This window comes from Pseudomonas sp. LBUM920, assembly GCF_003852315.1.
GTDB lineage: Bacteria > Pseudomonadota > Gammaproteobacteria > Pseudomonadales > Pseudomonadaceae > Aquipseudomonas.
On record NZ_CP027762.1, the window covers coordinates 2,889,696 to 2,908,402 of the forward strand.

An 18,707-nucleotide genomic window follows, 5' to 3' on the forward strand; every position below is an offset into this window, starting at 1 on the left:
GTGCCTTGCGAGCGGACGCTGAACCTATAAGGGCCTCGTCACAGAATGGCCGGCGGCTCGCTCGTTGGCGGTTCCTGCACCGGCGGTGGATCGTTTTCAGGGGGTTCCTGTTCAGGGATCGGCTTCGGCTCAGCGGGCGGTAACGTTGGGTCGTCGATGTTCGGATCGGGTGTTTCAGCCGGAATCGGGATATTCATCGGTGTGGCCTCCTTTGTGCTTTGCTCTTGCGGTGGACATCCGCCTGGGGGAATTGATTCCCCGCCCAATGGCGACATATCCACCTGAACTTTTCACCTGACGCCAGGCTCGGACCTATTACGGCCCTGCTCAGGGAGAGCGTTGCCATATCAGAATTCGGATCAAGCAAAGAGCGTCCACAGGGCGTAAGGGGAAGATGCTCGATGACTGCTGAAACACTGGCTCCAGACGATTCCATTTTGCCGCTGTCCCAGGCGTTGTTATTGCCCAGGATCGCTATCGAAAGTACCGCGCCCGTGATCGACGGCGGCGAGTTTGCCGTGAAGGCCGTGGTCGGCCAGCGCATCAATGTCACCAGCAAGGTCTTTGCTGATGGCCACGACAAGCTTGCCGTACTGATCCGCTGGCGCCCGTTGCAGGACGAAAGCTGGCACAGCGTGGTGATGACCGACGTCGGCAACAATGGCTGGGAAGGCGCGTTCACTGTGACGCAGCAAGGCCCCCACCAATATTGCATCGAAGCCTGGATCGATACCTTTGCCAGCTTCTGTTATGAGCTGCGCAAGAAACACGAGGCCGGCGTGCCAGTCAGCCTTGAGTTGCAGGAAGGTCGCAGCCTGGTGTTGCAGGCCGCCGAGCGCAGTGACAACGAGCTGCGCGATCGCCTGATGCTGTTGCACCACGAACTGTCCGGTTTGCTGGAAACCGAGCAGGTCGCGCAGTTTCTGCACGAAGACAGTGCACACCTGATGACCCAGGCCGACCACCGTGCCTACTTGAGCGTCAGCCCGGTCTATCCGGTTGATGTCGAGCGCACCGCGGCGCAGTTTGCCAGCTGGTACGAGCTGTTTCCGCGCTCGATCACTGACGATCCTGCCCGCCACGGCACGTTCAACGACGTGCACTCTCGGCTGTCGATGATCCATGACATGGGCTTTGACGTGCTGTACTTCCCGCCGATCCATCCCATCGGGCGCAGCCATCGCAAAGGCAAGAACAACTCCCTGACCGCCGGCCCCGATGATCCCGGCAGCCCGTACGCGATTGGCAGCGAGGAGGGCGGCCATGAAGCCATCCACCCGCAACTGGGCAGCCGCGATGACTTTCGTCGGTTGGTCAAGGCCGCCGCCGACCACGGCCTGGAAATCGCTCTGGACTTCGCCATCCAGTGTTCCCAGGACCACCCGTGGCTCAAGCAGCACCCGGGCTGGTTCAACTGGCGCCCGGACGGCACGATCAAATACGCCGAGAACCCGCCGAAGAAATACCAGGACATCGTCAACGTCGACTTCTATGCCGCCGACGCGATTCCGAGCCTGTGGACTGAGTTGCGTGACGTCGTGCTGGGCTGGGTGGAAGAGGGCGTGAAGACCTTTCGGGTCGACAACCCTCACACCAAACCGCTGCCCTTCTGGCAATGGCTGATCAGCGACGTGCGCGGCAAACACCCTGACGTGATATTCCTCGCCGAAGCGTTCACCACGCCTGCAATGATGGCGCGCCTGGGCAAGGTCGGTTATTCGCAGAGTTACACCTACTTTACCTGGCGCAATACCAAGGCCGAGTTGAGCGAGTACTTTGCGCAATTGAACGAATCGCCCTGGCGCGAGTGCTACCGACCGAATTTCTTCGTCAACACGCCGGACATCAACCCCGGCTTCCTGCACGAATCCGGGCGGCCGGGTTTCTTGATCCGCGCCGCACTGGCCACCATGGGCTCGGGCCTGTGGGGCATGTATTCGGGGTTCGAGTTGTGCGAAGCCGCGCCGGTGCCGGGCAAGGAAGAGTACCTGGATTCAGAGAAGTACGAGATCCGCCCGCGCGATTTCACGGCGCCCGGCAACATCATTGCCGAGATCGCGCAGCTCAATCGTATCCGCCGGCAGAACCCCGCGTTGCAAACGCACCTGGGGTTGAAGCTCTACAACGCCTGGAACGACAACATTTTGTACTTCGGCAAGCGCAGTGAAGACGGCAGCAATTTCATCCTCGTCGCGGTGAACCTCGACCCGTTCAATGCCCAGGAAGCCCATTTCGAGTTGCCGCTGTGGGAGCTGGGCTTGCCGGATGACGCCCAGACCCAAGGCGAAGACTTGATGAACGGGCATCGCTGGACCTGGTACGGCAAGACTCAGTGGACGCGGCTGGAGCCGCATATGCCGTTTGGAATTTGGAGAATCACCACCTCCTGAAACCAGCCAGTCACCTGCAGGCGTCGGCACACGGCGCCTGCAGGGAGCGTGTTCCACCAGTTGGTTTTTTCAGAATTTTCAGGAGTTTCCAATGGCGAAGAAACCCAAGGCTGCCACCTTTATCAAAGACCCGCTCTGGTACAAGGACGCGGTGATTTATCAGGTTCACGTCAAATCCTATTTCGACTCCAACAACGACGGCATCGGTGATTTTCCCGGGCTGATCGCCAAGCTCGATTACATCGCCGACCTGGGCGTGAACACCATCTGGCTCTTGCCGTTCTACCCCTCGCCACGCCGCGACGACGGCTATGACATTGCCGAGTACCGTGGCGTGCACAGCGACTACGGGACCATGGCCGACGCCAAGCGGTTTATTGCCGAAGCCCACCAACGCGGCCTGCGGGTCATCACCGAACTGGTGATCAACCACACCTCCGACCAGCATCCCTGGTTCCAGCGTGCGCGCAAGGCCAAGCCGGGTTCGGCCGCGCGCGACTTCTATGTGTGGTCCGATGACGACCAGAAATACGACGGCACCCGCATCATCTTTCTCGACACCGAAAAATCCAACTGGACCTGGGACCCGGTCGCCGGTCAGTACTTCTGGCACCGTTTCTATTCCCACCAGCCGGACCTCAACTTCGACAACCCGCAGGTGATGAAGGCGGTGCTGTCGGTGATGCGTTATTGGCTGGACATGGGCATCGACGGCCTGCGCCTGGACGCCATTCCGTACCTGATCGAACGCGACGGTACCAATAACGAAAACCTCCCGGAAACTCACGACGTCCTCAAGCAGATCCGTGCCGAGATCGACGCGCATTATCCCGACCGCATGCTGCTCGCCGAGGCCAACCAATGGCCGGAAGACACGCAGCTGTACTTCGGTGACAAAAAGGGTGACGACGGCGATGAATGCCACATGGCGTTCCACTTCCCGCTGATGCCGCGCATGTACATGGCGCTGGCCCAGGAAGATCGCTTCCCCATCACCGATATTTTGCGCCAGACCCCGGAGATTCCCGCCAACTGCCAGTGGGCGATCTTCTTGCGCAACCACGATGAATTGACCCTGGAAATGGTCACCGACAAAGAACGCGACTACCTGTGGAATTACTACGCCGCCGACCGTCGCGCGCGGATCAACCTGGGTATTCGTCGACGCCTGGCGCCACTGATGGAACGTGATCGCCGCCGTGTCGAACTGCTCAATAGCCTGCTGTTGTCGATGCCGGGCACGCCGACCCTGTATTACGGCGATGAGATCGGCATGGGCGATAACATCTACCTGGGCGACCGCGACGGCGTGCGTACGCCGATGCAGTGGTCCATCGACCGTAACGGCGGCTTTTCCCGCGCCGACCCGGCAAGCCTGGTGCTGCCGCCGATCATGGACCCGCTTTACGGCTACCAGTCGGTCAACGTCGAAACCCAGGCTCAGGACCCGCACTCGTTGCTGAACTGGACCCGGCGCATGCTCGCGGTGCGTAAGCAGTCCAAGGCCTTCGGCCGTGGCAGCTTGAAAATGCTCTCGCCGAGCAACCGCCGCATCCTGGCCTACACCCGTGAATTCACCGGCGAAGATGGCCGCACGGAAATCATCCTGTGCGTGGCTAACGTGTCACGCAGTGCCCAGGCCGCCGAACTGGACTTGTCGGCGTTCGCCGGCATGGTGCCGGTGGAGATGCTCGGCGGGAATGCCTTCCCGCCGATTGGCCAGCTCAATTTCCTGCTGACCCTGGCGCCTTACGGTTTCTACTGGTTTGTGCTGGCGGCGGAAAACCAGATGCCGAGCTGGCATGTGGAACCGGCGCAGAGCATCCCGGACTTCACCACCCTGGTATTGAAAAAACGCATGGAAGAACTGCTCGAAGAACCGTGCCGCAGCACGCTGGAACAAACCTCGTTGCCCACCTGGTTGCCCAAGCGGCGCTGGTTTGCCGGCAAGGACACCGCCATCGACAGTGTGCGCATTGCCTACGGCGTGCGCTTTGGCGACCCGCAGCACCCGGTGCTGCTCAGCGAAATCGAGGTGAGCAGCGCCGGCCAGGTCAGCCGCTATCAACTGCCATTTGGCTTTCTGGGCGAAGACCAGTTCACCAGCGCGTTGCCGCAGCAGTTGGCACTGGCCCGTGTACGCCGTGCGCGTCAGGTCGGCCTGGTAACCGACGCCTTCAGCCTTGAGCATTTTATTCGCGCGGTGATCCATGGCCTGCAAGCCGGCACCGTGCTGAATACCGGCGAAGGTGACTTGCGCTTTGAGGCCACGCCGCATCTGGCCAAGCTGCAACTGGGCGACGAATCGCAGGTGCGCTACCTGTCCGCCGAACAGTCCAACAGTTCGGTGGTCGTGGGCGAGAGCCTGGTGCTCAAGCTCATCCGCAAAGTCAGCGCCGGCGTGCACCCGGAGCTGGAAATGAGCGCTTACCTGACCGAAGCCGGTTACCCCAACATCTCGCCGTTGTTGGGCTCGATGGTGCGTCGTGACGGTGAAGGGCAAGACAACCTGTTGATGATTGCCCAGGGCTACCTCAGCAACCAGGGCGATGCGTGGGCCTGGACGCAAAACAGCCTGGAGCGGGCGATTCGTGACGAGCTGGCCGAAGCCATGTCCGAACAGGAACAGCACTACAACGCCCTTGGCGAACTGCAAGACTTTGCCGGTTTGCTCGGCCAGCGCCTGGGTGAGATGCACGCGGTCTTGGCGGCAACAACCACCAACAAAGACTTCAAACCCGAAGTCACGAGCGTCAAGGATACCCAGGCCTGGGCCAAGGACGTTGGCGCGCAGATCGACCGCGCGCTGCACTTGCTCAAGCTTCATCAAAGTCAATTGAACCCTGCCGATCAGGCGCTGGTCAGTGAATTGCTGACGCAGAAAAAAGCCATCGGCGCGCACGTTCAGGCCCTGGCGAAAGCCACGGCCGGCGGGTTGCGGATTCGGGTTCATGGTGACTTGCACCTGGGCCAGGTACTGGTGGTCAAGGGCGATGCTTACTTGATCGACTTTGAAGGCGAACCGGCGCGTGCGCTGCATGAGCGACGCGGCAAGCACAGCCCCTATAAAGATGTCAGTGGCGTGCTGCGCTCGTTCGATTACGCCGCCGCCATGGCCTTGAATGTGCAAGGTGTGGATCACTCGCCCGAAGCGGACATTGCCCGCAAGCGCGTGACCGACCGGTACTTGAGTGAAGCACGTCAGGCATTTACCCAGGCTTATCATCAGGCGACGTCTACACTGGCGCATGACTGGCAGGATGCCAAAGGCCAAAGCGCTGCGCTGACGTTGTTCAGCCTGGAAAAGGCCGCGTATGAAGTGGCCTACGAAGCGGAAAATCGCCCGACCTGGTTGCCGGTGCCGTTGCAAGGTTTGCACGGTCTGCTCAGCGGGCTAACACCTATATCGAAAACTGCACGCGGTGGGGAGACGTCATGAGCTTTACAAATAAAGAACCGCTGCAACCGAAACTGACTGCAATGCCGGCGTCCAAGGACGTCGAAGCACTGGTACGCGCCGAACACCATGACCCGTTCTCGATTCTCGGGCCACATGATGACGAGCAAGGCGGCCAGTTCATCCGCGCGTTTCTGCCCGAAGCCCTGAGTGTTCAGGTGCTGGCGCGAGACAGCGGTGAGACACTCGGCAATCTGGACGCCAGCCCGGTGCCAGGTTTGTTTGTCGGCCACTTCAAGACGCGCCAGAGCTACCTGCTGAAAATCCAGTGGGCCGGCGGCGAGCAGATCACAGAAGACCCTTACAGTTTCAGCCAGTTGCTGCTCGGTGAAATGGACTTGTACCTGTTTGCCGAAGGCAATCACCGTGACCTGAGCAGTTGCCTCGGCGCGCAAGTGACCAGCGTCGATGGCGTGCAAGGTGTGCGCTTTGCCGTGTGGGCGCCGAACGCCCGGCGCGTGTCGGTGGTGGGTGATTTCAATATCTGGGATGGCCGCCGCCATCCGATGCGGTTGCGCCACCCCTCGGGCGTCTGGGAAATCTTCATCCCGCGCCTGCAACCGGGCGCGGCCTATAAGTACGAGATTCTCGGTGCCCACGGCATTCTGCCGCTCAAGGCCGACCCGATGGCGCTGGCGACCCAGCTGCCGCCTGACACCGCCTCGAAAGTCGCCGCGCCGTTGCAGGTGGACTGGCAAGACCATGAGTGGATGCAGTCGCGCGCCGACAAGCAGAAGCCCTCGGCGCCGCTGTCGATTTATGAGCTGCATGTCGGCTCCTGGCAATGCGAGCTCGACGAGGCCGGTGAAGTCTCTCGCCAGTACGGTTGGCGCGAGCTGGCCGAGCGCTTGGTTCCGTATGTGCAGCAATTGGGCTTCACCCACGTTGAGCTGATGCCGATCATGGAGCACCCGTTCGGCGGTTCCTGGGGTTATCAGGCGCTGTCGCAGTTTGCTCCGACTGCGCGCTTTGGCTCGCCGGAAGATTTCGGCTTCTTCGTCAACGCCCTCCATCAGGCCAATATCGGTGTGATCCTTGACTGGGTTCCGGCGCATTTTCCGACCGATACCCACGGTTTGGCCCAGTTCGACGGCACCGCGCTGTACGAATATGCCAACCCGCTGGAAGGCTTCCATCAGGATTGGGACACGCTGATCTACAACCTGGGCCGCACCGAAGTGCATGGGTTTATGCTGGCTTCGGCGCTGCACTGGCTCAAACACTTCCATATCGACGGCCTGCGGGTGGATGCCGTGGCCTCGATGCTGTATCGCGATTATTCGCGCAAAGCCGGTGAGTGGGTGCCTAACCGCCATGGCGGTCGCGAGAACCTGGAAGCCATCGACTTCCTGCGTCATTTGAACGACGTGGTGGCGCTGGAAGCGCCGGGCGCACTGGTGATCGCCGAAGAATCCACCGCGTGGCCGGGTGTGAGCCAAAGCACCCAGCAGGGCGGATTGGGCTTTAACTACAAGTGGAACATGGGCTGGATGCACGATTCGCTGCATTACATCCAGCAAGACCCGGTGTACCGCGCTCACCATCACAACGAGCTGAGTTTTGGCCTGGTGTATGCCTGGTCCGAGCGCTTTATCCTGCCGATCTCCCACGATGAAGTGGTGCACGGCAAGCATTCGCTGATCGACAAGATGCCCGGTGACCGCTGGCAGAAGTTTGCCAACCTGCGCGCTTACCTGAGTTTCATGTGGATGCACCCCGGCAAGAAGCTGCTGTTCATGGGCTGCGAGTTTGGGCAGTGGCGCGAGTGGAACCACGACCAGCAATTGGATTGGTACCTGCTGCAATACCCTGAACACCAGGGCGTGCAGAAACTGGTGGGCGATTTGAACCGCCTGTACCGTGAGGAACCGGCGCTGCATGAGCAGGATGATGCGCCCCAGGGCTTCCAGTGGCTGATCGGCGACGATGCGATCAACAGCGTCTATGCCTGGCTGCGCTGGAGCAAGGACGGCAAAGCGGTGCTGGTCGTCGCTAACTTCACCCCGGTGCCGCGTGAAGCCTACGCCGTCGGCGTGCCGTTTGCCGGGCGCTGGAGCGAGGTGATCAACAGCGATGCCGACATGTACGCCGGTTCCAACTACGGCAACGGCGGGGAAGTTTTCACACAGGATGAGCCACGTCATGGGCAGCCAGTGTCGCTGTCGTTGAATTTGCCGCCATTGGGTGTGCTGATTCTGCGGCCGGAATCGCTTTAAGGTCACCAAGGTGCCGGATTCGGTTGTCCGCGCTGCTGGCAGGGTGCCACAATGGCGCCTTTGTCGCGGCAGTCGAAGCAGGCGTATTGAATGAACGGCCTAGGGCGTGGGCAGGACCAGGATGGTTTGATAGAAGAGTTGGTGCGAACCGACCGCTTGCATCAACTGTTTCGTCAATCCTTCGCCGCCATTTTTGGCAGTTACCTGGCCGCCGTCATGCTCTGCTGGTTGTGCTGGGACCGCTTTGACCACACCGTCATGCTGGTCTGGTTATCGGTGTTGGCAGTGACATCGCTGCTGCGCGTGCAGATGTTCATGCAATGGTTTCGCTGCCCGAACAGCGAACGTACACCCGACCGCTGGGAGCGTCGCTACTGGGTGACATTGATGCTGTCGGCGGGTGTGTGGGGCATTGGCGCGTTGGCGGTGATGCCCACCGACGACCGCGTCTCCCAGGTGCTGGTGATGTTGTTCACCGTGGGCATGTCGGTCAGCGCTGTCTCGTGTTATTCCGCCTACCGTTACATGACGCTGGGCTCCATGGTCCTGGTGCTGTTCCCCTGCACGCTGTGGCTGCTGTTCCAGCCCTCGTCGATGCAAGTGGGTGTGGGCGTGGCAGTGCTGGTGTTCTCGACCTTTGTGGCGAGCGCCACGCGCAAATTGGCGGATGCCCTGGAAAAAGCCTTTCGCCTGACCCGGCAAATGGAACGTGCGCACACGATTTCCACGCGCGCCGCCCAGACCGACGAACTGACCGGATTGATGAACCGCCGCGCATTCTTCGAGCATGCCCAGGTGCTGTACGCGCAATGTCGCCATAACCAGCAGCCGCTGTGCGCGCTGATGATGGACATGGATCACTTCAAAGCCATCAATGACACCTACGGTCACCAGGCTGGCGACCAGGTCTTGCGCCAGATTGGCGGGGTGATCAGTGCATCGTTTCGCCAGGCCGATGTGTATGGGCGGCTCGGCGGCGAGGAGTTTGCGGTGTTGTTGCCCAATACTTCGCTGGAAACCGCCCGGGCTATCGCCGAGCAACTGATCAAGGCCATCTCTGGCCTCGCCGCCGAACCGGTGCAGGGCTTGACTGCCAGCCTCGGTGTGGCGACGACCCGCAGCCTTGATCAGGACCTGCACAGCCTGATGAACACGGCCGACAAGGCGCTGTATCGCGCCAAGGCCATGGGCCGTAACCAGGTAGCGATCGCGGAGTAGGCGTCAGGCGCGCTGCATCGACTTGGCCAGCACGCGTGCCACTTGGTCCGCGGAGTAGGGCTTGGCCAGGAACTCGACCCCTTCATACCCACTGTCGGCCAATTCTTCGCTGTAGCCGGAGGTCAGCACCACTGGCAGGTCCGGCCGACGCTGGCGCAGCAGTTTGGTCATCGCCACGCCGGTCATGCCCGGCATCACCACATCGGAAAAAATCGCGTCGAAGGCCATCACATCCGGGCCGGCCAGCGCGAGTGCCTGTTCGGCATCGGTGGCCCAAGTGGTCTGGTAACCGAGGTCCTGCAGGATCTGGTTGGCGAAGCGGCCCACTTCGAGGTTGTCTTCGACGATCAGGATATGTCGCTGCGCGGTGTCGTGGTCCAGCGAGCGGTCCTCTTGTGGCAGGCTGGCCTGCACCGTCTCGGCTTCTGCTTCGGGCAAGTACAGGGTAAACACGCTGCCTTGCCCAAGGGTACTGGCCACGTCGACGTTACCGCTCGATTGCTTGGCGAACCCGAACACCTGCGACAGGCCAAGGCCTGTGCCTTTGCCCACCGCCTTAGTGGTAAAGAACGGTTCGAAAATGCGCTCGACGGTGTCGTCGGCAATGCCGCTGCCGGTGTCGGCCAGGGCAATCGCCACAAACGGCTGCTGTACTTGCGCATCGCCACGGATCAGCGGCAACGCTGCCACCGTGGCGACGCTCAGTGTCAGGGTGCCGCGCCCGTCCATGGCGTCGCGGGCATTGAGCGCGATATTGATCAGCGCGGTTTCAAACTGGCTCGGGTCGACGCGCACATAGCAGGGCAGGCGGGGCAGTTCGATCTGCACAGTGATACGCGCGCCGGTCACGCTTTCAAGCATCTCGCCGATGTTCTTGACCCGCTCGCACACATCAAAGACTTCCGGGTTCAATGGTTGGCGGCGGGCGAAGGCGAGCAACTGGCTGGTGAGCTTGCTGGCGCGCTCGACGGTGTCTGAAACCGCGCTCATGTAGCGTGTGCGTCGCTCTTCGGACAGCCCCGGCTGGCGCAGAAAATCCACCGAGGAGCGAATGATCGTCAGCAGGTTGTTGAAGTCATGGGCCACGCCGCCGGTCAACTGGCCGATCGCCTCGAGCTTTTGCGACTGGTGCAACGCCGCTTCAGCCTGGGTCAACGCGGCGGTGCGTTCTTCCACGCGTTGTTCCAGGGTGGCATTCAGCTCGGTGATCGCGGCCAGGCCCTCGCGTACGGCGGCGTCGGCGCGCACACGTTCTATGTGTGCCCAGGAGCGCTCGGTGACTTCGCCCACCAGCGCCAGGTCGTACGGTGACCACAGGCGCGCGAATTTATGGTGCACGGCCATCAATGCAGTCAGGCGCCCATCCTTGATCAACGGAAAGCACACCGTCGCCGTCACGCCCAGCGACTGGTAGGCGGCAGCTTCCTCGGGGCTGAACTCCACGCGGTTGTCATTCACCACAAACGGTTCGCCTGCACGCAGGCACTTTACGGCCTGCTCGCCGAAATCCGCGAGGCTGTAGCGCCCGACAATACTCGGCGAGCCCGGTGCGGCCCAGTTGTCGCGGATGGTAAAGCTGTCTTCGTCGGCTTCCATGTCGGCGTAGGCGCAGATGGACACGCCCATGTGCTCGGCGAGCAGGCGCGTGGTGAAGGTCATGATGGCTTCGGCGTCGGTGGCGTTGGCCACCGCGCTGCCAATCGCATCCAATACGGCCAGGCGTCGGCTGAGGAATACCGTTGCGGTGGTTTCGGTGACGGTATTGAGCATGCCCACGACTGCGCCCAACGGGTCGCGCACAGGGCTGTAGCAAAATGTGAAATACGATTGCTCCGGGCCGTTGCCACGTTCAATCACCAGCGGGAAATTCTCGATATAGGTCGCGTGCCCCTCAAAGGCCGCGCGGGCGATGGGGCTTACTTCATCCCAGACTTCACGCCAGGTTTCACTGAACGGGCGGCCCAACGAGTAGGGTTTATCGCCAAGAATGGGGACAAACGCATCGTTGTAGAGCGTGATCAGGTGTGGCCCCCAACTGATGGACTGGGGGAAGCTTGAGGCAAAGCACAGCGCGACCGTCGTTTTGAGTACGTCGGGCCAGTCTTCCAGCGGACCCAATGGCGTACTCGCCCAATCATGCTGACGCACGCGTTCGGCCATGTCGCTGCTGCCTTGCAGCCAATTCATCATTGGGAGAACACCTTGTTTGCCAGAGTCTTCAGCGCGCCTGAACATTCATGGCACCCAGCTACAGACACGGTTGATCGTTAGCAGTTCAGCGCAATTATCAACGAGATGGCACTTTGATGTCTTATCCATTTGAATAGGTGTGCTTGGGCCGGGTTGGGCGCTTGCCCAACCGCTATTGCGTGCCGAATAAACCGGTCCAGTAGATGCCCGCATCACTCTTGGGGTCCATTGCATAAGCGGCGCCCAACTCGCGAAATTGCGGGTTCATCAGGTTGGCGCAGTGCCCTGGGCTGGCGAGCCAGCCATCCACCACCTTGCGCGGCGTGTCGAGGCCGGCGGCAATGTTCTCGCCGATGTTTTTCGCGATATAGCCTGCCAGTTCAGCGCGATCGCCCGGGGTGCGGCCGTCGTGGTCCAGGTGGTCGAAGAAGTTGCCGTTGGCCATATTGCGGGTGTGGCTGTTGGCGGCGCTGGCCAGGTCGTCGTTCCACGACACGGGCGTGGTCGCGGCAAATGCCTGGGTGCCGCACTGGCGCGGCTGTTCACGGGCGGCGTTGATCAGGTTGAGCAACTGCCGGCCTTCGGTCTGCCAATCACCCAAACCACTGGAGAGCAGGGGGCGGGCAAGCACAATGCGCCAGTCCTCGCCGCTGTTGCTCACGCCGATGTCGACAAATTGCGGGTCCAGCACTACGCGGCAGAAACTTTCCCGCACCGCCTTCATGGCCGCCTGGGCATCCTTGGGCCCCGACAGGCTGATGGCTTGCACGTTGACCATCGGGTACGCAGCCCGCGCGAGCGCTTGCTGCAAATCGCCGACATTGGTGGCCGGCAGCACCAGCCGTGTGTCGCTGGCCAGCGGTGGCAGTTCCTGTGAACCCTGGTCACCGCAGCGCTGCACCTGGCTGCGGTACTGGTTGATCTGTTGCACCAACTGACTTTCTTCATTCGCCATCGCGCTGGCGCAGAACGCCAGACTGGCGGCCAGCGTCGTAAAACCCATCATCAATGACAGAACGCGCATGGACGTTACCCTTGAGCTTGAAAGTGCCCATGATGCGCGATGTAACCCGGTCTGGCGCAACGCCTTTTTTGTTTTTTTGCCTCAACGGGTGTTCTGCGCGCCGTTCACGGCGTTGTGGCGGCGCCAGGCGAAGCGGCGTGCGAGGATGATCGGCGCCAGTGCCACGGCAAAGGTCACGTGCAGGCCATTCGCCACGCTTTGCGCGGTTGCGTGGGTTATATCGGGCTGGCCCAGACAAATACTGCGCCCAGGGCCGAGGTGCCGGCTGATCGCCCGCGTGCCCGGACGCTACACCGCCCACCAGCGCGATGGGCTGTACCGCGTTGCGCTGCCGCTGACGCGTGCGTCTTTTACCGTGGCCATGCGCTGGCACCCGCGGCCGGATGCCGACCTGGCCCACCGCGGGTTGCGCGGTTGTTTACGCGAGCTGTGCGGGCAATAAACGCGCAGCAGCAGGTACAATCGCCGCTGCCTTGACGCGAAACCCCAGGAATTTGCATGTTCAGCCTTACCCGCTACACCGCGCCGTGCCCCGAGCCGATCACCAGCCAGATCCTGCAGATGGTGGTGGATAACCTCACCGACATCAGCAGCGTCGCGCTGCCGCCCAGCAACCTGCTCTACAACATTTACCAGTACACCACCGGCTTTGAGGTGCACCTGTACCTGCAAGCGCTGGATGGCTCGAAGGGCATCGCCGTTGAGCTGGTGGTGGCGATGGAGGAGGACACGCTGGTCGGCTTTTGCCTTTATCTGCCGGTCAAAGACGACCCTCAAGCCTGCGGTATCGCGTTCATGGCAGTGCAGGCGGGTAGGCGGCGCCAGGGCGTGGCGCGCGCAATGATGCAGGACGTGCTGGCGCGTTATCCCCACGCCGAGTTGGCGTGTGCCGTGGAAAAGGTCCCGGCGTTCACGGCCATGGGCTTTCAGGTACGCGGTGCGCGCGACACGCAGGTGCTGATGAACACGCGCGATTACGGCACTGACGGCCTGATGGGCGTGCTGGATGTGGCGGCGATCTATCGCTCGCTGGAAGTGCGGCAGATTCATACCTACCTGCTGCAAAAACACGGCAAGCGCGCCATGGTGGATGCCGAGAAGCAACGCGACCGCCATCTCGATCAGCTGGCGCGCAAGGTGCGGCTATATGTGAATGAGCACTTGGCGTGAAAAGGCCAACCGGTGGCGAGGGCGTTTTCCCTCGCCACCGGTACGCTGCATTGGCCTCACACCTTATGGCTTGGCCAGGTTCCAATTACCGCCAACGCCGTCACCGGTGATGTCGCCCGGTTTGCTGTCCTTGACCCAGGTGTACAGCGCCTGGCCTTTGTAGGCCCATTGCTTGCTGCCGTCATCGCGGGTAATCACGCTGTAGCCGTCGGCATCTTTCGCCGTGGCCTGGGCAGTGAACGCGGGCCAGTTGGCCAGGCATTGGCCGTTGCACGCCGATTTGCCTGCGCTGTCTTTGGCGAAGGTGTAAAGGGTCATCCCCTTGCTGTCCACCAGCACTTTGCCCTTGGCGCTGTCGGCCACGTTGGCTGGAGCGGCGAAGGCCGTGGAAGCCGCACAGGCAATCAGGACGGCAGCAGCGAGGGAGAGTTTTTTCAGCATGACGAGCTCCTGGGTGTTTTTGGATTTAGGTACTGGCCTTGTGCTGTATTCACAAGCCGTACTCAGGTAAACACCCGTCGCGACGCTTTATTCCTGCGGCGTGAATAATTATTTACCCGCGGCTGCGATTGACCATGCCCAGGATCGTCGCGAGCAGCTCCTGCTGCGCCTCATCGCGGCTGATCTCGCCGCTGGCTGCCGCCTGTGACAACGCCTCCGCCGCGCCGAGCATCGCCCGCAAGCCGGCTTGCGACACGGTGGCGCCGGGTGCAAACGGCGCCAGGGCGTCGCGGCACTTGTCGAGAAAGATCGCCTCGTATTTGCGCTTGAGGGTTTCCAGTTCCGGCGAACTGCTCAACGCGGCAATGACCCCCGGAATTTCCCGCCCCTGCAGCAACACACAATCGACATAGCACGCGGCGATCACCTGCGCGCGGTCATCGAGTGTCGCGCCACTGCTGTCGAGGGCTTGGGCAAACAGCTGGTTCTGACGCCCGTCGAAATCTTCGTACAACGCGGCGAGCAAGCCTGCGCGGGTGACGAAATGGTCATAGACCACCGGCTTGGTGACGCCCGCCAGTTCCGCGAGACGGCCCAGGGTCAGCGCTTCGGTGCCTTCCTCGCGTACCAGTTGCCAGGCCACATCGAGCAATTGGCGCAGGCGATCTTCGCGCGCAAGGCGCCGGCGTGGAGCTGGGGATTCAGTGCTTGACATGCTTATATACCAAAAGTAACTTGATGGAGTAACTTACTAAAAGTAGTTTAGCCCAGCCTAAACGCAAAGGGAGTCAATGTCATGCACGCTCTGATCGTTGTTGCTCATCACGACCCGCAATCGCTCACCCACAGCCTCGCCGCGCAAGTGGCGGCAGGCTTGACTGCCGCCGGCCACACGTTCGAGATCGCCGACCTCGCCGCCGAAGGTTTCGACCCGCGCTACACCGCTGCCGACCACCGTGTGCACCGCACCCGAGCCACGCCCCCGGCCGACATCCTCGCTGAACAAGCACGCATCGACCGCGCCGACGCGCTGGTTATCGCCTTCCCGATTTATTGGTGGTCGCTGCCAGCCTTGCTCAAAGGCTGGATCGACCGCGTGTTCGTCAACGGCTGGGCCATCGACTACGGTCCCGATACGCCGGTGGTGAAGAAACTGCGGCACTTGCAGGTGCACCTGCTGGCCCTCGGCGCGGCGGATCACAGTGCGTTCGACCGCCACGGGTACACCCAGGCGATGCGCACGCAAATTGACTACGGGATTTTTGATTATTGCGGTGCTCAGGTGGTGACGTCCGCGCTGCTGTTGGAATCCGAGAGCGGGGGGGCGCAAGCGCATTTACAGGCGGCGAAGGTCGTGGGGCAGGGCCTGTTTGAGGACGAAACCGTGGCCGGGTGATTCAGCCTTCGCGAAACAGGTCGTGGGCATCGAGCAAGCGGTAGGCAATCTCCGGGCGTTTTTCCATGCCGCGACGAATCGCTGCGGGAATTGATTGCCGGGTCTTGCGACACATGCCCGGCAGGTCGTCGATGACGATCTGAATCCCGCGCATGCTCTTGACCTCGGTGTGGCCCGGTGCGACGTGTACGCGGATGCCCAATTGCTCGTACATCCGCTGTTGCATGTGTTCCAGGTCTTGCAGGCTTTTGAGGTCTTCGAGGCGCTCGAGCAGGCGTTTTTCTTCCTGGCGTGTCAGGTGAAGAATGCGCACGTCGGCGTCGGGCGCTTGCAGCAGTTGCTCGCGGTCGCAGACGCAGGCGCCGGGTGGGCAGGGCGGGCGAATCGTCATGTGCATTCCCTCCCCATTCCGGCGCTGCTGCTTCAGTAGCTCAGTGCGACCCCAAGACTGCCCAAGGCCTTCCAGTACTCAGGGTAGGTCTTGGCCACGCAGTCCGGGTCTTGAATGCGGATTCCCGCGACCTTCAGCCCGGCCAGCGCAAAGCACATGGCAATGCGGTGGTCGGCATGGGTGTCGATCAGCGCGTTGCACGTGGTGCCGGCCAGTGCAGGGTCGCTGGCGACCAGCAGGTCGTCGCCTTCGATGGTGGCCAGGCCTGGGCGAATTTCGTTGAGGCCATCGTGCAGCGCCTGCACCCGGTCACATTCCTTCACGCGCAGGTTGGCCAGTTCAGTGAAGCGCACCGGGGTGTTATTGAACGCGGCCAAGACTGCCAGGGTCGGGATCGCGTCCTGCATCTGCGAGCCGACCACGTTGGCCTGCATGTTCGGGAACTGGGCGATCACGGCCTGGGCCTTGGCGTCCGGCTGGGTGAAGTCCTGCGCCGCCACGCCGATGTCGATGCGCCCGCCGGTCAACACTTCAGCGGCCCACAGGTACGTTGCAGCGGAGGCATCGGGTTCGATCAGGTAGTCATGGGCGGTGTAGCCGGTGGGGGCGACGCGCCAGGTGGTGTCGTCGACCACTTCGACCTGTGCGCCAAAGGCACGCATGCAGTCCAGGGTCAGGTCCACGTAGCCACGGGCGCCGATGTCCTTGCCGGTCAGCGCCACTTCAATCGGCGCTTCGCCGCAGGCGGCAAGCATGAGCAAGGCCGACACATACTGGCTGGACAAACCGCCGTCGATTTCAAAGCGTTTGGCCTGGACCTTGCCCACGCCGTGCACGGTCACCGGCGGGCAACCCGTGGGGCTGTCGACGCGGATGCCGTTCTGGCCAAGGGTGGCCAGCAGCGGGCCGATCGGGCGTTTTTGCATGTAGTCGTCGCCGTCCAGCACCACGGTGCCTTCGACCGTTGCCACGGCCGCCGTGAGAAACCGCATGGCGGTGCCGGCATTGCCGAGGAACAACGGCTGTGCGGGCAATTGCAGTTTGCCGGAGCCTGTGACCACGAAGGTGGTGTCATCCGGCTCATCGATGGTCACGCCCATCTGGCGCAGGGCCACCGACATGTGGCGGGTGTCATCGCTTTTCAGCGCGCCGCTCAAACGGCTGGTGCCCTTGGCCAGCGCCGCCAGCAACAGGGCGCGGTTGGTAATGGATTTGGAGCCGGGAGGAGCGACCTTGCCGTTCAGGGGGAAATTGGGCGGTGTCACGGTCACGGTTTTCTGCGAACTCAAGGTACAAGGCTCCTGATCAAGGCAAGGTGGTGTGGAGTGGCCGACGGGCGGACCCGAATAATCAGCCAAACACGCCACGCTTGTCGAGCAGGGATCGTTGTACGGCGCGTATTACGGCGTGATCAACTCGCGGACAGGGCGTGTAGCCTTACTGCCCTCAGCCGGGTAGGACAAACAACCCTTGCGTTGCAGGACAACGGCCTTTACGCCGCGAAACGGCGTCGCTGTACGAATGTTCCGAAAGAAGCATCGATTGGACAATAAAACCCACCACGGTAAGTTCGAGGCACGCCCCATGACGGGGCGCTTTCAATCAAGGAGTGAATGAAATGAACAAACCTCAGACGCAACTTAGGCACGGCCGTGTCGTGACCCCCGCCAGCCGAGGCTCGGTGGCGGTAGAACGTGGGCTGCTGGGCAACTGGCAGGTCAATGAAATGGAAGGCGGCAAGAACTTCCCGGCACTCACCGCCGGGCCTTTCCCTGCGCCTTATCAAACCGATGATCAAAGCGTCACGCCGCCGGCCGACGGGCACATCCTGAGCGGCGGCAAAACCGATGAGCGCGATTGCATCAACTTCACCGATGAGGAGATGAGCAAAAAGCTCAACACCCCGTTCACTTGGCCATTGCTCAATGTCGAGGCCGGCCAGGTGTTCAAGGTGCAGTGGCAATACACCGCTGCCCACGTCACCCGGGGTTATCGCTGGCTCATCACCAAGGATGGCTGGGACCCCAAGCAGCGCATCAGCCGCGCCCAGCTTGAGGCAAAACCATTCTTTGAAGACTTCTACACCCAGGTGCCGTATTACCAGCACGCCGACGAAATGAAAGCCAGGGTCGAGCACCAGGTGACCTTGCCCAAGGGCAAAAAAGGCCGCCACGTGGTGGTGTTGATGTGGATCGTGGCCAACACCGGCAACGCGTTCTATCAGGCGTTTGACCTGGACTTCAAATAAGCCCGGCTCAGCGTTTGCTCAACCAGTAATCATGTAGCGCCCGCGCAGCCGGTTCGATTGCGCTGACCCGCTGTTGATGGGCGTTTACATCCAGGTCCGCCGGCAATTCGAAGTTGTCCTGCTCGGCGCACCAAGAAATTTTCTCCAGTTGCCCGGCCAGTTCGGCGGGCAATTCGGGCCAGTGGCCGATCGCGGCGCCACGGATATAGCCAAAGCACCATTCCTCCGCCAGGGTGACGACGTGGCCCTGATGCTCCGTGTCATCAAAGCGAGCCTTGAAGCCTTGCGCGTCGGTTGCCAACTGCGCGGCCAGGGTATTCATATGGCGCACGCACAGTTCGAGAAAACGTTGGGCCTCCTCCACACTTTCCCAGTCCGGGTTCTGCCCACCCCAGATCGCCGGAAACCACTCAGCGACGTCCACTTGTGCCGGGCTTGAGACCAGCGCAGTGAAGTAGCCGTCGAGTTCGGCCAGGTTCAGCACCGAGTGATCGTCACCGTACTTGAGCAGGGTTTCGTCGATGAATTCGAAATCGGCGGGGGCGAGGGGTTGGGCGTGCATGGCA

General features: G+C 61.6%; 16 protein-coding genes. 8 read left to right on the forward strand and 8 right to left on the reverse strand.

All coding sequences use genetic code 11. The features are described 5' to 3' along the window. Window positions 1–38 precede the first annotated feature (38 nt). The gene (locus C4J83_RS30480; protein WP_164487928.1) at window positions 39–197 is read right to left on the reverse strand and encodes a hypothetical protein; all 159 of its coding nucleotides are present in this window, start codon (window positions 195–197) and stop codon (window positions 39–41) included. A 204-nt stretch (window positions 198–401) separates the two neighbouring features. Between C4J83_RS30480 and C4J83_RS13375 the strand changes: the two genes are divergently transcribed. The 4 genes from C4J83_RS13375 to C4J83_RS13390 all read left to right on the forward strand — a co-directional run bounded on the left by C4J83_RS13375 (window position 402) and on the right by C4J83_RS13390 (window position 9,281). After that, window positions 402–2,390 carry an alpha-1,4-glucan--maltose-1-phosphate maltosyltransferase gene (locus C4J83_RS13375; protein WP_124417265.1) on the forward strand — a complete coding sequence of 663 codons (1,989 nt, stop codon included), beginning with the start codon at window positions 402–404 and terminating at the stop codon, window positions 2,388–2,390. Window positions 2,391–2,481: 91 nt separating this feature from the next. Then, a complete protein-coding gene (gene treS, locus C4J83_RS13380) occupies window positions 2,482–5,829 on the forward strand; it encodes a maltose alpha-D-glucosyltransferase (RefSeq protein WP_124417266.1) in 3,348 nt (1,115 codons plus the stop codon). Further along, window positions 5,826–8,063, forward strand: a complete 2,238-nt coding sequence (gene glgB, locus C4J83_RS13385) for a 1,4-alpha-glucan branching protein GlgB (protein WP_124417267.1) — start codon at window positions 5,826–5,828, stop codon at window positions 8,061–8,063. Before treS ends, glgB begins: the two co-directional genes overlap by 4 nt. A 90-nt stretch (window positions 8,064–8,153) precedes the next feature. Continuing rightward, window positions 8,154–9,281: a GGDEF domain-containing protein gene (locus C4J83_RS13390; RefSeq protein ID WP_106577901.1), complete on the forward strand. Its 1,128-nt coding sequence runs from the start codon at window positions 8,154–8,156 to the stop codon at window positions 9,279–9,281. Between the two features lie 3 nt (window positions 9,282–9,284). On the opposite strand, the gene C4J83_RS13395 is transcribed toward C4J83_RS13390, so the two are convergent. Continuing rightward, the gene (locus C4J83_RS13395) at window positions 9,285–11,471 is read right to left on the reverse strand and encodes a response regulator (RefSeq protein ID WP_124417268.1); all 2,187 of its coding nucleotides are present in this window, start codon (window positions 11,469–11,471) and stop codon (window positions 9,285–9,287) included. A 172-nt stretch (window positions 11,472–11,643) separates the two neighbouring features. Further along, the gene (locus tag C4J83_RS13400; RefSeq protein ID WP_119741924.1) at window positions 11,644–12,495 is read right to left on the reverse strand and encodes a CAP domain-containing protein; all 852 of its coding nucleotides are present in this window, start codon (window positions 12,493–12,495) and stop codon (window positions 11,644–11,646) included. Between the two features lie 277 nt (window positions 12,496–12,772). On the opposite strand from C4J83_RS13400, the gene C4J83_RS13405 reads away from it, so the two are divergent. Then, the gene (locus C4J83_RS13405) at window positions 12,773–12,937 is read left to right on the forward strand and encodes a type 2 periplasmic-binding domain-containing protein (protein ID WP_372239304.1); all 165 of its coding nucleotides are present in this window, start codon (window positions 12,773–12,775) and stop codon (window positions 12,935–12,937) included. Between the two features lie 56 nt (window positions 12,938–12,993). Beyond that, window positions 12,994–13,665 carry a GNAT family N-acetyltransferase gene (locus C4J83_RS13410; RefSeq protein WP_106577904.1) on the forward strand — a complete coding sequence of 224 codons (672 nt, stop codon included), beginning with the start codon at window positions 12,994–12,996 and terminating at the stop codon, window positions 13,663–13,665. Window positions 13,666–13,728: 63 nt separating this feature from the next. On the opposite strand, the gene C4J83_RS13415 is transcribed toward C4J83_RS13410, so the two are convergent. After that, window positions 13,729–14,106, reverse strand: coding sequence for a COG4315 family predicted lipoprotein (locus C4J83_RS13415; protein ID WP_119741926.1), 378 nt, complete (start codon window positions 14,104–14,106; stop codon window positions 13,729–13,731). 112 nt (window positions 14,107–14,218) lie between these two features. Beyond that, entirely contained in the window at window positions 14,219–14,821 is a 603-nt protein-coding gene (locus C4J83_RS13420; RefSeq protein WP_124417269.1) for a TetR/AcrR family transcriptional regulator, read from the reverse strand. A gap of 81 nt (window positions 14,822–14,902) precedes the next feature. Between C4J83_RS13420 and C4J83_RS13425 the strand changes: the two genes are divergently transcribed. Further along, on the forward strand, window positions 14,903–15,502 hold the full coding sequence (locus C4J83_RS13425; protein WP_119741930.1) for an NAD(P)H-dependent oxidoreductase: 600 nt from the start codon (window positions 14,903–14,905) through the stop codon (window positions 15,500–15,502). A 1-nt stretch (window position 15,503) separates the two neighbouring features. Here the strand turns inward: C4J83_RS13425 and C4J83_RS13430 are convergent, their stop codons facing one another. Then, on the reverse strand, window positions 15,504–15,893 hold the full coding sequence (locus C4J83_RS13430; RefSeq protein ID WP_106577908.1) for a hypothetical protein: 390 nt from the start codon (window positions 15,891–15,893) through the stop codon (window positions 15,504–15,506). A 32-nt stretch (window positions 15,894–15,925) separates the two neighbouring features. Further along, window positions 15,926–17,182, reverse strand: coding sequence for a 3-phosphoshikimate 1-carboxyvinyltransferase (locus tag C4J83_RS13435; RefSeq protein ID WP_106577909.1), 1,257 nt, complete (start codon window positions 17,180–17,182; stop codon window positions 15,926–15,928). A 329-nt stretch (window positions 17,183–17,511) separates the two neighbouring features. Between C4J83_RS13435 and C4J83_RS13440 the strand changes: the two genes are divergently transcribed. Further along, window positions 17,512–18,141 carry a lytic polysaccharide monooxygenase auxiliary activity family 9 protein gene (locus tag C4J83_RS13440; protein WP_106577910.1) on the forward strand — a complete coding sequence of 210 codons (630 nt, stop codon included), beginning with the start codon at window positions 17,512–17,514 and terminating at the stop codon, window positions 18,139–18,141. A gap of 7 nt (window positions 18,142–18,148) precedes the next feature. Here the strand turns inward: C4J83_RS13440 and C4J83_RS13445 are convergent, their stop codons facing one another. Further along, window positions 18,149–18,703, reverse strand: a complete 555-nt coding sequence (locus C4J83_RS13445) for a UPF0149 family protein (protein WP_119741937.1) — start codon at window positions 18,701–18,703, stop codon at window positions 18,149–18,151. Between the last annotated feature and the right edge of the window lie 4 nt (window positions 18,704–18,707).

What these genes read in the sequence shown, in the direction of transcription:
- C4J83_RS30480 (WP_164487928.1), bottom strand. Translation starts at nt 197, where the DNA reads ATGAATATCCCGATTCCGGCTGAAACACCCGATCCGAACATCGACGAC.
- C4J83_RS13375 (WP_124417265.1), top strand. Translation starts at nt 402, where the DNA reads ATGACTGCTGAAACACTGGCTCCAGACGATTCCATTTTGCCGCTGTCC.
- treS (WP_124417266.1), top strand. Translation starts at nt 2,482, where the DNA reads ATGGCGAAGAAACCCAAGGCTGCCACCTTTATCAAAGACCCGCTCTGG.
- glgB (WP_124417267.1), top strand. Translation starts at nt 5,826, where the DNA reads ATGAGCTTTACAAATAAAGAACCGCTGCAACCGAAACTGACTGCAATG.
- C4J83_RS13390 (WP_106577901.1), top strand. Translation starts at nt 8,154, where the DNA reads ATGAACGGCCTAGGGCGTGGGCAGGACCAGGATGGTTTGATAGAAGAG.
- C4J83_RS13395 (WP_124417268.1), bottom strand. Translation starts at nt 11,471, where the DNA reads ATGATGAATTGGCTGCAAGGCAGCAGCGACATGGCCGAACGCGTGCGT.
- C4J83_RS13400 (WP_119741924.1), bottom strand. Translation starts at nt 12,495, where the DNA reads ATGCGCGTTCTGTCATTGATGATGGGTTTTACGACGCTGGCCGCCAGT.
- C4J83_RS13410 (WP_106577904.1), top strand. Translation starts at nt 12,994, where the DNA reads ATGTTCAGCCTTACCCGCTACACCGCGCCGTGCCCCGAGCCGATCACC.
- C4J83_RS13415 (WP_119741926.1), bottom strand. Translation starts at nt 14,106, where the DNA reads ATGCTGAAAAAACTCTCCCTCGCTGCTGCCGTCCTGATTGCCTGTGCG.
- C4J83_RS13420 (WP_124417269.1), bottom strand. Translation starts at nt 14,821, where the DNA reads ATGTCAAGCACTGAATCCCCAGCTCCACGCCGGCGCCTTGCGCGCGAA.
- C4J83_RS13425 (WP_119741930.1), top strand. Translation starts at nt 14,903, where the DNA reads ATGCACGCTCTGATCGTTGTTGCTCATCACGACCCGCAATCGCTCACC.
- C4J83_RS13430 (WP_106577908.1), bottom strand. Translation starts at nt 15,893, where the DNA reads ATGACGATTCGCCCGCCCTGCCCACCCGGCGCCTGCGTCTGCGACCGC.
- C4J83_RS13440 (WP_106577910.1), top strand. Translation starts at nt 17,512, where the DNA reads ATGAACAAACCTCAGACGCAACTTAGGCACGGCCGTGTCGTGACCCCC.
- C4J83_RS13445 (WP_119741937.1), bottom strand. Translation starts at nt 18,703, where the DNA reads ATGCACGCCCAACCCCTCGCCCCCGCCGATTTCGAATTCATCGACGAA.